Genomic DNA, 14,740 nt, shown 5'->3' on the forward strand with positions numbered 1-14,740 from the left:
GAAACAGTTATGAACAACGATAAAGAAAACCTTTCCCCGGTAGAAAGGATTAAAACGAACAGTAACGGGCTCAGAGGATCTTTAAAAGAGAGCCTTGCTGATCAGTTTACCGGAGCCATAAGGGAAGATGACCAGACACTGATCAAATTTCATGGAATGTACCAGCAGGATGACAGAGACAGAAGGGAAGAGCGTGTCGCCAAAAAACTGGAATGGTTGTATTCTTACATGATCCGCCTAAGGCTTCCTGGTGGTTTTTTAACTCCGGAACAATGGGTAGGATTGAATGAAACGGCTGAAGATCATTCCACAGGAACCATTAAAGTAACCACAAGACAAACGATTCAGCTTCATGGGATTTTGAAATCTCATTTAAGACCCACCATTCAGAGCTTCAATCTTCAGCATCTGGACTCTATTGCCGCTTGTGGAGATGTCAACAGAAATGTAACCTGTACAGCGAATCCTTCGGAATCCCCTTTACAGCAGGAAGCCTATGAACTGGCAGGTAAAATCAGTGAAATGTGTCTTCCGAAAACCAAAGCTTATTATGATATCTGGATTGATGACGAACTTCTGGTAGACCGTAAAGCAGAGGAAGATCCTTTGTATCAGGACAGATATCTTCCGAGAAAACTGAAAATCGGAATAGCCGTTCCACCCAATAATGATGTGGATGTATTCATCAATGATATTGCCTTAATTGCGATTATCGAAAATGATAAAATCGTAGGTTACAATATTGCCGCCGGAGGGGGATTAGGTGCCACTCACGGAAATGAAGCCACCTATGCCCGTCTTGCTTCTATCCTTGGATTTGTGGATACCGAGGAAAAAGTACTGAAAGCGGTCTATGAAATTATTACGGTACAAAGAGACTTTGGAAACAGAAGCGACCGGAAATTATCAAGATTAAAATATACGATTGATAAATTAGGTATCGAACAGTACAGAGCTGAGGTAGAAAAAAGAACAGGCTTCAGTTTTGAACCGGCCCGTGAATTTAAGTTTACACAAAGAAAAGACCGCTACGGCTGGATACAGAATCATGAAGGAAAATGGTTTTACACTGTATTTGTAGAGCATGGAAGAATCCTTAATATTGAAGGATATCCTTTAAAATCAGGGTTACTAAAAATTGCGCAGACAGGAAAAGCGAATTTCCGTTTTACCTGCAACCAGAACCTTATTCTGGCTGATATTGAAGAAAAAGACAAAGCTGAAATTGAACATATTTTAAAAGAATATGGTATTTCAGAACATACTGACGGAGCAAGTGCTTTACGTAAAAACTCTGTGGCTTGTGTAGCTTTAAATACCTGTTCACTGGCTCTGGCTGAAGCCCAGCGTTATCTGCCTTCACTGGTCACCAAAATAGAACCTATCCTTGAAAAATATGGTCTGTTGGAAGAAGATATCACGATCCGTATGACCGGTTGTCCTAACGGCTGCGGAAGATCTCCAAACGCTGAAATCGGATTTGTGGGGACCGCGTATGGAAAATACAATCTTCACATCGGAGGAGACCGCTTAGGAATGCGGCTGAATACAAAATTTAAAGAAAATATTGGTGAAGAAGAAATTCTGACCACCCTGGATGAGCTTTTCGGGATTTATGTACAGAAAAGACTTGCAGAGGAAGCATTTGGTGATTTTTCATACCGTTACTTACATACCTTAAATTAATTATATGGCTGATTTTCATTATGATCTGAAAAAAAACAAAAAAACTCAACCTCTTCATTTAAGCGGACGAATGTGTATGTGTTGTTGATTCTCAAATAACAGTACAAACAAAGCTGTTTGAAGTTTTTCGATTCAAAACCGCAAAAGTCACAAAAAGTTTTAAACACTTAAGCTTTTTAAGAGCCAAACTTTGTGCATAATAAGTACACCTAAGTTTTGTAAAAATCTTTGATTTTCATCTAATGTGAGCTTTTCTACAGTGTCATTTTAAACTTACATAATTGAACTAAAGTGTTTTAAAATGAAAACTTTTGTGCCTTTTGTGGTAAAAATAATCAATGTAAAAATTCAGGCAGCTTCATTCTCAACCTTAAAAATGAAGAAAAAATGAAAAACAAAAAGCAGGGAAATTTTCTGCCAAAAGCAGGTATTATCGCATTTACATTTCTATTTTTTAACCTGGCAGAAGCACAGCAGCAACTCATAGAGCTCAGCGGAAGCATCAAAAATACAGGTACACACAAAGGTCTTGACTCCGTAAAAGTACAGATCGAAAATACACAGGATACCGCATTGACGGATCAGGCAGGTAATTTTAAAATCAGAACAAGGGTTACTATACCATTCAGGGTGGTGATTCAGAAAGATGGGTTCACCAGCCAGACGGTTGAAATACTTTCACCTTCCAACAAAATAACGGTAGGACTTAATCCTCAGAACACGATCATTGATGATGTGGTGATTTCAGCCTCCAGAGTTCCGGAAAAGATATTAAGATCACCGATAGCGATTGAAAAAATTGATATTAAAACCATCAGGGAAAGTCCGGCAGCTTCATTCTATGAAACACTGGAAAATGTAAAAGGACTGCAGCTTTTAACATCAAGCCTTACTTTAAAGATCCCTAATTCAAGAGGGTTCAATTCACCTAATAATTTCCGTTTCATGCAGTTGGTTGATGGCGTTGATGTACAATCTGCAACATTAGGTGTACCATTGGGAAATGCCATTGGGCCAACGGAACTGGATATCCAGTCAATGGAAGTAACTCCCGGAGCTGCTTCAGCGTTGTATGGAATGAATGCCATTAACGGGCTGGCAAGTTTACAGACCAAAGATCCGTTTACCTCGGAAGGAATAAGTGTTTATTTCCGTGGCGGAGTAAATCATGTAGACAATGTGAATCATAAAATAAGTTCTCTGGGAGAAAGTGCCATCCGCTTTGCAAAAGTGATCAATAAAAATTTTGCTGTTAAAGTCAATGCCTCTTATTTCAGTGGAACCGACTGGATCTCAAACAACCTGACAGATCAGAATTCAGGATCATTAGTCACCGCTAATCCTAATTTTGCTCTTGCCAATAATCCTGCTGAAGACCTTTGGAATAAGTATGGAGATGAAAGAAACAACCGCGTTGCCGTAAAAGTGGATTACAATGGAAAACCGACCACATTCAATGTTTCCCGGACAGGATATCTGGAAAAAGATCTGGTAAGCCCTGATGTGAAAAATATCAAGTTCGATGCAGGTTTATATTATCGTTTCGGAGACCAGTGGAAAACATCTTACGTTTATCGCTACGGCTTGCTGGACGGAACTTTCCAGAGAGGGAATAAAATCCGTTTGCAGAATGCCACAGTTCAGAACCATAAAGTAGAACTGACAGGAAGAGAATTAACCTTCAGAGCGTATGTATCCATAGAAAATACAGGAGATTCCTATAATCTGAAACCTTTAGCAGATAATCTTGATCTGACCAATCTTTCCAATGCCAACTGGAAAAATATATTCCAGACTGCGCTTCAGAACAGCCTGAATGCCGGAACCAATCTTAACGAAGCATTTATTCTCGCCCGTCAGGAAGCTGATAAAAACAGAGTTGTTCCAGGAACGGCGGCCTTTGAACAGCTAAAAAATACCATTATCGGAATTAATAACTGGGATTCGGCCAATGCAGGAGTAGCAGGAGCTCCGGCAACAGGCGGGGCAAAACTGGAACAGAAATCCCGCTTTTACCAGGGTGAACTTACCTATGACTTCAGCAGGTTTGTGAAGATATTCAGCCTTCTGGCTGGTGTAGATTACCGCCTGTACAGCATTACTCCGGATGGAAATAACTTTGTTGATTTTAACCGTCCCGTGAATGAAAGAAACACTCCTTTAGCCAATGGTACTTTCGGGAAAGATGTTATCTATCAAAAATATGGGGCTTTTGCACAGATTACCAAGCTTTTCTTTGATGATAAATTAAAAATCAATGCCGCTTTACGGATCGACAGAAATCCGGAATTTGAAGCTAAACTAAATCCAAGGATAAGTGTGGTTTATTCTCCGGTAAAACAGCATAATTTCAGGGCATCTTTTCAAAACGGATATCGTTTCCCTTCGTTATTTGAAGCCCTTTCATTCGTCAACAACGGAAACGTAAGAAGAGTAGGAGGCCTGTCCAAAGTAAATGACGGATTAGGTTATCTGGAAAACTCTTATACGCTGGCATCCATCGATACATTTACCTCAGCAGTAAACGCTGATGTTGACGCAGGAAAAACTCAGGCTCAGGCAGCTCAGGATAACAAGCAGCTTTTAACGGTAGCGAATCTTCAGAAATTACAGCCGGAAAAGATCAATTCATTTGAAGTAGGGTACAAATCTACTTTTTTCAATAATAAACTGGTGCTGGACTGGGATTTTTATTACAATATTTATGAAGGTTTCCTTGGCCAGGTAGAAGTGGCCGTTCCTAAAAATAATCAGGTAGGAAGCAATGCAGCCGTACTTGCGATGCTCGACAGAAGTAAACAGGACCGATACAGGGTGTATACCAACAGCAACAGTACGTATAAAAGCTATGGAACCTCTTTAGGAATTCGTTATAATATCACAGGAAATTATAATGTAAATACTAATGTTTCTTATAATGATCTTGCTTCCAATAATAACTCAGACCTATTTATTACAGCTTTCAACACCCCGAAATGGATGGTGAATGTAAGTGTAGGAAACAGAGAAATTGTTAAAAATATAGGGTTTACCCTTGTGGCCAGATGGCAGAGTGGTTTTATGTGGGAAAGCCCCTTAGCATCCGGAGAAATTCCCGCTTATTACACCATTGATGCACAGGCAACATGGAAACTGCCTGAAATCCATGCCAATATTAAGATTGGAGCTACCAATTTGCTGAACCGCCGTTACTTCCAGTATGCAGCAGGTCCTGAAATCGGAGGGCTTTATTATCTCGCTTTTACTTATGACTTAAAACTGTAATCAGGATGAGTAATTCATTATATCCCATATTTTTAAAACTTGAAAACCTGTCATTGCTGATCATTGGCGGCGGAAAGGTTGCCCTTGAAAAGCTGGAGTCAGTACTGGGAAACTCCCCGGATACTTCCATCAGACTGGTAGCCAAAGAAATCATTCCGGAGGTCAGAACTTTACAAAATCAGTTTTCCAATATAACACTTCATGAGAGAGCATATCATGACCACGATTTTAACGATACTGATCTGGCCATTATTGCGGTAAATGATGTTGATCTGGCCGGGGAAATTAGAGAAAAAGCCCAGCAAAAAAGTGTACTGGTCAATATTGCGGATAAACCTGATCTTTGTGATTTTTATTTAGGATCCATTGTTAAAAAGGGAAGTCTTAAAATAGCTATTTCCACCAATGGAAAATCTCCAACCATCGCTAAAAGATTAAGAGAAACCTTTACCGAAGTGATTCCTGACGAAATGGATCATGTACTGGACAATATGCAGCATATCCGTAATCAACTAACAGGCGATTTCAATTATAAAGTAAGAGAACTTAATAAGATTACAACAGAATATCTGTCCGACGGAAAAGCTTCTTCAAAACCGGATATGGAAATTCAAAAGCTGATCAGTATCACCAAAACAGCCCAGAGAAAAGCCAATATTTATCTTGCCGTCATTGGTGTTTTACTTCTTTTCGGGTTATTTGGCCTTATCGTGTATCAATTCAATTTATCTGATGATATTCAGCATTTTCTGAACAAAGATGGCCATATTTTTTACTGGATGCTGTTTGCAGGCTTTATGGCAGAAATTGTCGCCGGATCTATGGGAATGGGCTACGGAGTGATATGTACTACGATTCTTCTATTATTGAATGTTCCACCGCCGGTTGTAAGTGCCAGCATCCACTCTGCAGAATCTTTTACTACTGCAGCCGGTAGTTTCAGTCATTATAAACTCGGAAATGTCAATAAAAAAATGGTCTGGGTACTGTTTCCATTGGCTATTGTGGGTTCTGTCATCGGAGCTTTAACTTTGTCTCATTACGGCGAACATTATGCGCATATTGTAAAACCAATTATTGCCTGCTATACTCTGTATCTTGGAATTAATATTTTAAAAAATGCATTCAAAGATAAAAAGTCAGGGTTAATCAGAACCAAAAGAAGAACCAATCTCAGAATATTAGGATTGGCTGGCGGCTTCATAGATTCTTTTGCCGGCGGCGGCTGGGGACCTTTGGTAACCGGAACGCTGATCAAAGAGGGAAGGATTCCCCGATATGTAGTGGGAAGTTCTACCGTTGCAAAGTTTTTACTAACCATTACCAGTGCTATTACCTTTATTTTTACGATAGGTATCCACCACTGGAATATTGTTTTGGGGCTTTTGCTGGGAGGTGTTTTTACCGCTCCGTTTTCTGCGATGCTTACGGCAAAACTTCCAACAAAGAAAATGTTTGTGGTGGTAGGAATGGTGGTTATTGCCATGAGCCTGATTACGATAACAAAATCAATCTTCTCATAAGAACAAATAAAATTATAAAGAGAGTATTAAACGCAGAGATTTTAATGTTTTACTTTGTTTTGAGGCATCAGGGGGAAAATTAATGATGCAGTGTATTGGCACTATCATTACTCATTTTTAGTAAAAATCTGAACCATTAAAACTTTGCGTTTTTTTATTTTTAAATGTTTTTAAAAACACAAAGAATCTGATTTCTTAACTTATCATTTCGAGGAAGTAAAAACAGGAATCAATAAATTGATAGGATATAGCCAAAAGCTTAATCAACGACACAGTCGTAATCTTTGATCACTTTTTTAAAAAGCTTATATCTTTTAAACTTTGCGTTTTGCTTTTGCATATTCTAAAGAATTTTAAATACATTATATCATTGCCCGTTTTTATTTTTCAAGTTCACGAATTACTACTTTAGCCATTTCCCTGGAGCTGAACGGATTTTGTCCAGTAATCAAATGTCCATCAACAATAACGTTGGAAGTCATTGGAATAAAAGCTTTTTTGTAATGTACATCCCGTTCTTTAAGAGCGGCTTCCAGGTTAAACGGCACTTCATTTTTTCTTCTGGCCAGGGTTTCTTCAAACCAGTCAAATCCAGTGATCGATTTACCTTTAATCATATATGCTCCTCCTGAGAGCTTTACATTCAACAATCCTCCAACCCCATGACAGATTGCAGCAACCATCTTATTGTTTTCATACTGATCTCTGAGCATGGTCTGTAAAGTAGTATTATCAGGGAAATCATACATTGTTCCATGTCCACCGGCCAGATAAATGCAGTCGAAAGATTCATTCTTTACCTCATTGAGACTTTTTGTATGGGCCAGTTCATTCATGAATTCAGGATTTTCATAATATTTTTTTGAAATTCCATCAAGGACCAGAGGTTTCAGACTTTCCGGGTCAACAGGAGTATTTCCTCCTTTTGGAGAAGCTATGGTGACCTGCCATCCTTTCTCCTTTGCCGCATGATATATATGGGTAAGCTCGCTCAGCCATAAACCTGTTTTAAAGTTACCACTGGCATACTGATCTATATTTGTTACGATTAGCAATATTTTTTTCATCATGATGCGATTAATTAAAAGATTTTCTGAATTCTAACGGTGAAACAGTGGTTTGGTTTTTAAACAAACGATGAAATGACTGCGGATGTTCAAATCCTAAATTATAAGCAATTTCAGAAACAGATAAAGTGGTAGTGGAAAGCAGCTCCTTAGCCTTTTCAATCACTCTGTTCTGAATATGCTGCTGTGTGGTCTGTCCCGTATGTACCCTTAACATATCACTCAGATAGTTGGGGCTGATATTCATTTGAGCTGCCACAAATTGTACAGTCGGAATCCCGTCAATTAGTAGTTTTTCATTTTTAAAATAATCATCCAGTAAAGTTTCAAGCTGTGTCAAAAGATCATGATTCACCTTTTTCCGCGTTAAAAACTGGCGGTTGTAAAATCTGTCGCAGTATTTTAACAGTAAATCAATATTGGAAACCAGTAAATCCTGGGTGAAACTATCCATGTTGGCTTCTATCTCCCTGCTGATATTATCCATGATATCCGTTACGGATTTTTCTTCCTTTTCGGAGAGATACAAAGCTTCATTAGCAGAATATGAAAAATAACCATAATTCTTTATGATAGTGGCCAATGGATAACCTTGTAAAAAATCCGGATGAATAACCAGTACACTTCCTCTTACTTCGGAAAGCAGAATATCTTCAAACTGTAATACCTGATGGGGAGCAATAAAATACATGATCCCATCTTCAAAATCATAATAATGCTGTCCGTATTTACATCTCCCTGCACAATCTTTTTTAAGGGAAACCACATAAAAATCTGTGGTCACAGCACTCAGAACAGTCTTCGGATCTATAGTCACTTCATTAAAATCAAACACACTGATCAAAGGATTAGACGGCCTTTTCAGATTCAGATACCTGTGTAATGCGGTGATAGAGGTTACTTTTTCTGGAGCTTTCATTTTATTTTTTTTTACCACGAAGGAAGAGAATATTTTACCCTTCGGTTGTGGTGATGGTGTCTCTAAGTTACTTATTTTAACAGAATTATTTTGCTGATTGCTGTTCTTTTTTGATCTGCTCAATTCCCTGTCTGTAAGAAGTTACATGAAATTCCGGGAATCTCTTTCTGAATTTTGAATCATCAAACAGGTTATCATATTGATATCTAGGAAGCAGTTCTAATAGCTCTTTTGCATTTTTATTGAATAAGGATCCGATTGAAAAGGCGAGCTTTGGAATAACCAAATATTTCAACTCTTTTCCATAAATCTCTGAAGCCAGTGCAATGAATTCCTTATAATTCAGCTTATGATCATCTACAGGTAAATGCCATGTTTGTCCATATGCATCCGGTGTATTTCCGATCAAAGCAGTGGCACGGCTCGCATCGGGAGTCCAGATCAGGCTTCGTAATTTATCATCTCTTAAAGGGACTTTCAGCTTTTTGTCTTCTTTAATGGCATTAAAAACAAGACTGTTGGTAATACTTTGTGTTTTTCCGGGACCATAAAATTCTGGAGCTCTGCAGATGACGGTTTCTATGGTTCCTGCTTTCATTTCTTTTAAAAGCATTTCGGCCATCTGTTTTCTTACAGTTCCTTTTCTTCCGACAGGAACAAATCGGGTTTGTTCGGTTAAAACTTCATTATTTTGAGGATACATATAGGTGTTATCAAAAAACACGAGCTTGGTACCATTGATTTTACAGGCTTCAATAACATTTTTCATGATGGTCAGAAACTGCTTTTCCCATAAATCGGTATCCATAGGAAGTCCCAGGGTAAAATAAGCGATTTCACTTCCTTTCACAGCTTCAACTGCCTTCTCCCTGTCTGATAAATCTGCGGAAAAAACAGTATCTGTATCATTTACTTTTTTTGCCATTCTGCTGACGATACGGATATCTGAAGTATAATTCCTTTTCAGTTCTCTTGCCAGCTCTTCACCAATCTGGCCGTTGGCTCCTAATATAGTTTGCATCATTTTTAAATTTTGAGGGTTACCTATTTCACTGAAAATAAACCCAATACTTTCAGTTTCTTTTATTTCTGATACAAAATTCGGGCATAACTATAAAAACAGAGTAACTGAATCTAAGGAAGTTGTAACATAATCTCTGAACAATGTAAAAAAGCAGGAAATAATTTGGCTGAGAAAATAAAAATACAGCATTGAATCATTTTTAACCACAAAAGGCACAAAAGTTTTAAATACTTCAATTTTTTCAGAGCCTAACATTGTGTGTAATAAGTACACCAAAGTTTTGTGAAAATCAAAGATTTTCATCTTATGTGAACTTTCCTGCGATATCATTTTACCTAAACAAACTTAAGTGTATTAAAATGAAACCTTTTGTGACTTTTGTGGTTGGATAAAGAGTAAAAAAAATTATAATAATCAGGTAATTCTTTACTTTTTTCAGCCTTACTGTTTTTATTTTCGATCCAAGGCCAGGTAATTATCCTCAATTCTGCTGATCAGAATGTAGAACAAACCTGCATAAATCATCTGAATGCCCATTGCTTCCCAGTTTTCAACGGTGCTGCTTCCAAAAAGAAGTAAGATAATCAGTGACGCTCCAGCCATCGTGGCAACACGTGTTTTAAAACCAATGATCAGCAGCAGACCAATTGTAAATTCGAGAAAGGGGAGAATGACACCAAACAGGTGTACCAATGGCTGTGGAAGCCAGCTGCTCTCAAAACCTTTCATCATTCCTGATGCAAAGTCCTGTAATTTTACCAGTCGGACCAATCCGTGTCCTAAAAAATTGATTCCCATCGACACACGAAGGAAAAAATAGGCTGTTTTTGTATTATTCATAGAGATGTTTTTTGGATGGAAGCGGGAAGATATATATCTGTTATGATTCACTTTTACTGTGTTTATTATTTATTTCAATTATTCTGTAATTTGTTTTTACGGACTTCAATACCTCCCTTTTTCCGGCCGCAGCTTCCTTCCTTATTATTTATTAAACTTTTCTTCACTGTTATCAATCGGAGTATCAGGGTCATTTATCACCATTCTGGCAATATCATCTTTTCTCATAAAGACAACGCCTTGCTTTTCTTTGGCATATCTGATGAATTCTTCTATGGCATGTACCATTGCCGGCGTTCCGCCAATTCTGTCATGAAAACTTATGCTCATCATCCTTCTCTTAGAAGCTCCTTCTTCATAAAGGCGGTCGAATTCAAATTTCAGCTGGGCCAGAAACTGATCCGGACTCCAATGCTTTCCTTCTATAGTAACGATATCATTGTTGCGTAGCGTATAGGGAATGACTACAAAATTTTTCCCTTTTACCTTTGTAATAAAAGGCTCATCATGGCTCAGGTCATCTATATGATATAAAAATCCTAATTCCTGTAATACTTTAAGCGTATTCGGTCCTCTTCTCAGCCAATTACAGTTATAACCTACTGCTTTCTGGCCTGTAATCTTTTCAACAACGTCTACACCCTGTTTTACAAAATTCAGCTCATCAGCATAACTTTTATTCCATTGATTATCCCAGGCAATGCCATGAGCGGCAATTTCATGACCTCCTTTTGCTATAGCTTTAGCCACATCAGGGTACTTTTCAGCAGCAGTTCCTACCACATGGGAAGTTACCTTGATATCGTATTTTTTCCATAAATCCAGCATCCTGTAAATTCCTTCATTTCCACCATACCGGTACCAGCTTTCTGCGGGAAGATCAGGTTGTCCTTTGGGAAGAGGAGTTCCGCTGAATGGACTTTCAGCGCCTTCAGGCTGTCCGCCTGTTTCAAACTGCATGGAAACTGAAATGACCAGCTGAGCTCCGTTAGGCCAGTGTTTTTTGGTCGAAACCTGTATCTGAGACGGCTCTTTTTTCTCTCTTTTATCCTTGTCACGATGATCAGAAAAGGACATTAAAACGATTGTTGAAGCCAGCAACAATACTGATTGTTTGATATATTTCATTTTGAATGTATTGATAAGGCAAAATTGATCAATAATCAATCGGTTTATATTGTAAAAATTAATGGTAAATTTGTAAAAATCCATTCCTGAATGAAACGAATCGTTAATTTTAATTCTTTTAATGTCTTCAGTATTGAAAAGGAAATATGGGACGTTGAGTATCATAACCATAACTTTTATGAACTGATTATTATAGAGCATGGGAAAGGATATCATCACCTCAACAATATCACTTTTCCATATAAAAAAGGAGATGTTTTCCTTTTGAGGCCAAGTGATGCCCATGAATTCACCATTACAGGTAAAACACGTTTCATTTATATAAAATTTACCGAACAGTATATCTGGCAAAACCTTTTGTCCCACAACAATAATGAGCTTAAAAAAGTAGTACAGATTCTGATGGAAGACCATTCCTTCGTATATGAATCGGTAATTAAAAGTAAAACGGATAAACTACATCTGCTGCAGCTGGCCAGGATACTTCTACATGAGTTCAGCCATACAAACACTTATAATAAAGAGATCACTGCTGATCTTTTTTCGGGGCTCATGACCATTCTGATCCGGAATACAATGAATAATATTACTGCTAAAGAATGGATAACCCAAAATCTCAGCAGAATTGAAAGGATACTGTATTATATCAACGTTAATGCTTTGGATGCGGATAAAATGAAAGTTGAGAATCTGGCTGAAGAATTTATGCTTTCTCCCAATTACATCAGTATTTATATCAAAAAGGAGACAGGTTTCTCCATACAGCAGCACGTTATGCAGCATAAAATAAAAACTGCTGAAAAGCTTTTGCTTCAAAGCCGTTATAATATCAGTGAAATTGCTGACAGGCTGGGTTTCAATGATGCCAGCCACTTTAATAAAATATTCAAAACGTATAAGCAAATGTCACCCTCTGCGTTTAAAAAGAAAAGTATATCATATTGATCGTCCGGATTATATATTTTTTCATATCTTTAATAATCAAATCTTTACGTCCATGAAAACGAGTGCTGGCATTCTGCTTTTTAAAAAAGAAAAAAACAGTCTGTATTATTTTTTGGTACATCCCGGCGGTCCTTTCTGGAAAAATAAAGATCTGGGTTCATGGTCTATACCCAAAGGTGAGATTCTTCCCGATGAAAACCCATTGGATCGGGCGTTGAAAGAATTTAAAGAAGAAACCGGTAAAATCATAGACGGGAAGTTTATTGAACTGTCAGCCATTAAGCAGAAAGGAGGAAAAACCGTTTATGCCTGGGCCTTAGAAAGCGATCTTGACACTGCAGATCTTTACAGCAATACCTTTGCATTGGAATGGCCTCCCAAATCCGGTAAAATAATGGAAATCCCGGAAGTAGATCAATGGCAATGGTTTCCTTCAGAAGAAGCACAACAGCGCATTAATACAGCACAGAAAGATTTCATTATACAACTTGAAAATATAGTAAAGAATCAATAACACTTTAAAACAAAAACCATGAAAAAATTAAACAGAAAAACATTGAAGAACATTATCGGGGAAATAGGTATAGAACTGAATCTTCCTCTTCCGGTAGGTGTTTGCCTTGGAAACCTGCTTTCTCTATGTCCGCCTCATTCTCATTGCCGGGCAGATGAAAGATGCTATCCTGATGCTGCCGGCCCTTGCATTAACGGGTTGTGTCCTTCGGGCTATCACTGTCATTCAGGAGAATGTGTACGGTAGTATATCAAAAAAGCAAAACGTTTATCATACTGATAAACGTTTTGTTTTTATATATCTCAAGTTTTACCTTTTTATTCCGATCGCTTTTAATGCACTGGATGTTAAAAAAATATCGTCAAAAACGGTAAGCGATTCCACATCATTATATCCTAAAGGAATCAGATCATTTTTATTAAAAGATAATTCAATGGAAGGGTCATATGAAGCGATGATCCTCACTTTTGAATATCCGTTATAATCTACCTTAAAGCCTTCAAACATACAGTTCTGTTCTGCCTTCTGATATTCGGCATATTCTTCAAATCCAACAACATCTGTTCTTTTCCCGTCATTATGGTCCAGGGATTTCCATTCTTTGTAATTTTTAGGTTCTTTCAGAATATTTCCTTTACGGTCTACGGGAACAAACATTCCAAGAGTCAAACGCTTCTTTAAGAAATTGGCATAATTATTCATCAGATTCAAAATCTGAAGATCGGCATATCCTTCGTGTGAATAATATTCCAGCACGAAAGTGGTCATCGGAATCAGCTTATGAGAAGCATCAGTCGGCATAATTAGTCTTTCTTTATCGGGTGATAAAATTAATATTTTTATTTACTTTACCCAACGGATGCAGGTGAACAGCATGGAATTTATATCCATTCTGAATAACAATGACAAGATTCCTGAACTTTAGAATTGCTCTCCTTTATCTTAATAAAGCTATTGTAACAAGAAAGAAAATCTCACTGATAATAAGCACCGTCAGAACGGTGGCAGCTTTATCAGGAACGTCCTGAAATGAAAGTACAGGAACTCCTATAAAGCATATTATTCCACAACCTAATAAGAAAAATCCTAATCTATCTTTAAATCTTAGTTTTCTTTTGGGCATAAAGATGGTCGTTATTTCTTACAAAATAACTGGTTTTCTCCGGGGGATAAAACCATTTTATGAATCAAGTGTCAATTAAGGTTACTGAAATGTATTTTTTGCCGTCTGAAGTATTAGTCTAAATGGTAAGGCCATGCGTATTTTTTACTTCAGCCATTACGAATGTACTATGGGTACTGCCAATAGAATCTACCGACCCCAGTGTATTAAACACAAAATCCTGGTAATGCTTCATATCCCTGACCTGGACTTTTAAAAGGAAATCAAAATCCCCGGAAATATTATAGCATTCCGCCACTTCCTCAATCTCCATGATTTCTTTTACAAAATCATATCCTACCGACCGGTCATGAATTTTTAATTTGATCTGGCAGAAGACGGTAAAACCTCGGTTAAGCTTATCAGGATCCAGAACTGCGGCATATCTTTTTATGAAACCTTCCTGTTCAAGTCTTTTTACCCTCTCAAAAACAGGAGAAGTGGAAAGGTTTACTTCTCCGGCAAGTTCTTTAACGGTAAGTTTAGCATTTTTTTGAAGCAGTCTCAGCAGCTGCATATCTTTATCATCAAGGTAGTCCACAGGAAATTATTCTTTTAAGGATTAAAATTATCCAAATATACAGGATTATATGCTTCCAAAATAATATATGAAAGTTTAATTTTCTATATTTTTATTTATATATTACTTATTTATTCTGTATGTGTAA

Annotated in this window: 14 protein-coding genes; 6 read left to right on the top strand and 8 right to left on the bottom strand. The window is 37.6% G+C overall.

What is annotated here, in order from left to right:
* Positions 1-9 precede the first annotated feature (9 nt).
* From cysI to DRF59_RS16900, 3 genes are all read left to right on the top strand, one after another.
* Positions 10-1,686: an assimilatory sulfite reductase (NADPH) hemoprotein subunit gene (gene cysI / locus DRF59_RS16890; RefSeq protein ID WP_115962902.1), complete on the top strand. Its 1,677-nt coding sequence runs from the start codon at positions 10-12 to the stop codon at positions 1,684-1,686.
* A 387-nt stretch (positions 1,687-2,073) separates the two neighbouring features.
* Positions 2,074-4,950 (top strand): TonB-dependent receptor, encoded by a 2,877-nt coding sequence (locus tag DRF59_RS16895; RefSeq protein WP_115962905.1) that lies wholly within the window; start codon positions 2,074-2,076, stop codon positions 4,948-4,950.
* A gap of 5 nt (positions 4,951-4,955) precedes the next feature.
* On the top strand, positions 4,956-6,473 hold the full coding sequence (locus DRF59_RS16900) for a TSUP family transporter (protein ID WP_115962908.1): 1,518 nt from the start codon (positions 4,956-4,958) through the stop codon (positions 6,471-6,473).
* Positions 6,474-6,853: 380 nt separating this feature from the next.
* Here the strand turns inward: DRF59_RS16900 and DRF59_RS16905 are convergent, their stop codons facing one another.
* The 5 genes from DRF59_RS16905 to DRF59_RS16925 form a co-directional block, all read right to left on the bottom strand.
* Positions 6,854-7,543 (bottom strand): type 1 glutamine amidotransferase domain-containing protein, encoded by a 690-nt coding sequence (locus DRF59_RS16905; protein WP_241505619.1) that lies wholly within the window; start codon positions 7,541-7,543, stop codon positions 6,854-6,856.
* A 7-nt stretch (positions 7,544-7,550) separates the two neighbouring features.
* The gene (locus tag DRF59_RS16910) at positions 7,551-8,459 is read right to left on the bottom strand and encodes a helix-turn-helix domain-containing protein (RefSeq protein ID WP_115962987.1); all 909 of its coding nucleotides are present in this window, start codon (positions 8,457-8,459) and stop codon (positions 7,551-7,553) included.
* A gap of 85 nt (positions 8,460-8,544) precedes the next feature.
* Positions 8,545-9,480: an NAD-dependent epimerase/dehydratase family protein gene (locus DRF59_RS16915; RefSeq protein ID WP_115962984.1), complete on the bottom strand. Its 936-nt coding sequence runs from the start codon at positions 9,478-9,480 to the stop codon at positions 8,545-8,547.
* Between the two features lie 453 nt (positions 9,481-9,933).
* Positions 9,934-10,323, bottom strand: a complete 390-nt coding sequence (locus tag DRF59_RS16920; RefSeq protein WP_115962911.1) for a DoxX family protein — start codon at positions 10,321-10,323, stop codon at positions 9,934-9,936.
* Positions 10,324-10,467: 144 nt separating this feature from the next.
* Complete coding sequence (locus DRF59_RS16925; protein WP_115962914.1) at positions 10,468-11,451, bottom strand: polysaccharide deacetylase family protein; 984 nt, start codon at positions 11,449-11,451, stop codon at positions 10,468-10,470.
* Between the two features lie 90 nt (positions 11,452-11,541).
* Between DRF59_RS16925 and DRF59_RS16930 the strand changes: the two genes are divergently transcribed.
* The 3 genes from DRF59_RS16930 to DRF59_RS16940 are packed head-to-tail and all read left to right on the top strand — an operon-like array spanning position 11,542 to position 13,156.
* Positions 11,542-12,396, top strand: coding sequence for an AraC family transcriptional regulator (locus DRF59_RS16930; RefSeq protein WP_115962917.1), 855 nt, complete (start codon positions 11,542-11,544; stop codon positions 12,394-12,396).
* A gap of 52 nt (positions 12,397-12,448) precedes the next feature.
* On the top strand, positions 12,449-12,910 hold the full coding sequence (locus DRF59_RS16935) for an NUDIX hydrolase (protein WP_115962920.1): 462 nt from the start codon (positions 12,449-12,451) through the stop codon (positions 12,908-12,910).
* Positions 12,911-12,928: 18 nt separating this feature from the next.
* The gene (locus DRF59_RS16940; protein WP_047423096.1) at positions 12,929-13,156 is read left to right on the top strand and encodes a hypothetical protein; all 228 of its coding nucleotides are present in this window, start codon (positions 12,929-12,931) and stop codon (positions 13,154-13,156) included.
* 63 nt (positions 13,157-13,219) lie between these two features.
* Here DRF59_RS16940 and DRF59_RS16945 read toward each other — a convergent pair whose 3' ends face one another.
* The 3 genes from DRF59_RS16945 to DRF59_RS16955 form a co-directional block, all read right to left on the bottom strand.
* The gene (locus DRF59_RS16945) at positions 13,220-13,711 is read right to left on the bottom strand and encodes a hypothetical protein (protein WP_115962923.1); all 492 of its coding nucleotides are present in this window, start codon (positions 13,709-13,711) and stop codon (positions 13,220-13,222) included.
* Between the two features lie 136 nt (positions 13,712-13,847).
* Positions 13,848-14,033 (bottom strand): transporter suffix domain-containing protein, encoded by a 186-nt coding sequence (locus DRF59_RS16950; protein ID WP_115962926.1) that lies wholly within the window; start codon positions 14,031-14,033, stop codon positions 13,848-13,850.
* Positions 14,034-14,151: 118 nt separating this feature from the next.
* The gene (locus tag DRF59_RS16955) at positions 14,152-14,613 is read right to left on the bottom strand and encodes an Lrp/AsnC family transcriptional regulator (RefSeq protein ID WP_115962929.1); all 462 of its coding nucleotides are present in this window, start codon (positions 14,611-14,613) and stop codon (positions 14,152-14,154) included.
* Positions 14,614-14,740 lie beyond the last annotated feature (127 nt).

It is taken from the genome of Chryseobacterium flavum, from assembly GCF_003385595.1.
Classification (GTDB): Bacteria; Bacteroidota; Bacteroidia; order Flavobacteriales; family Weeksellaceae; genus Chryseobacterium; species Chryseobacterium flavum.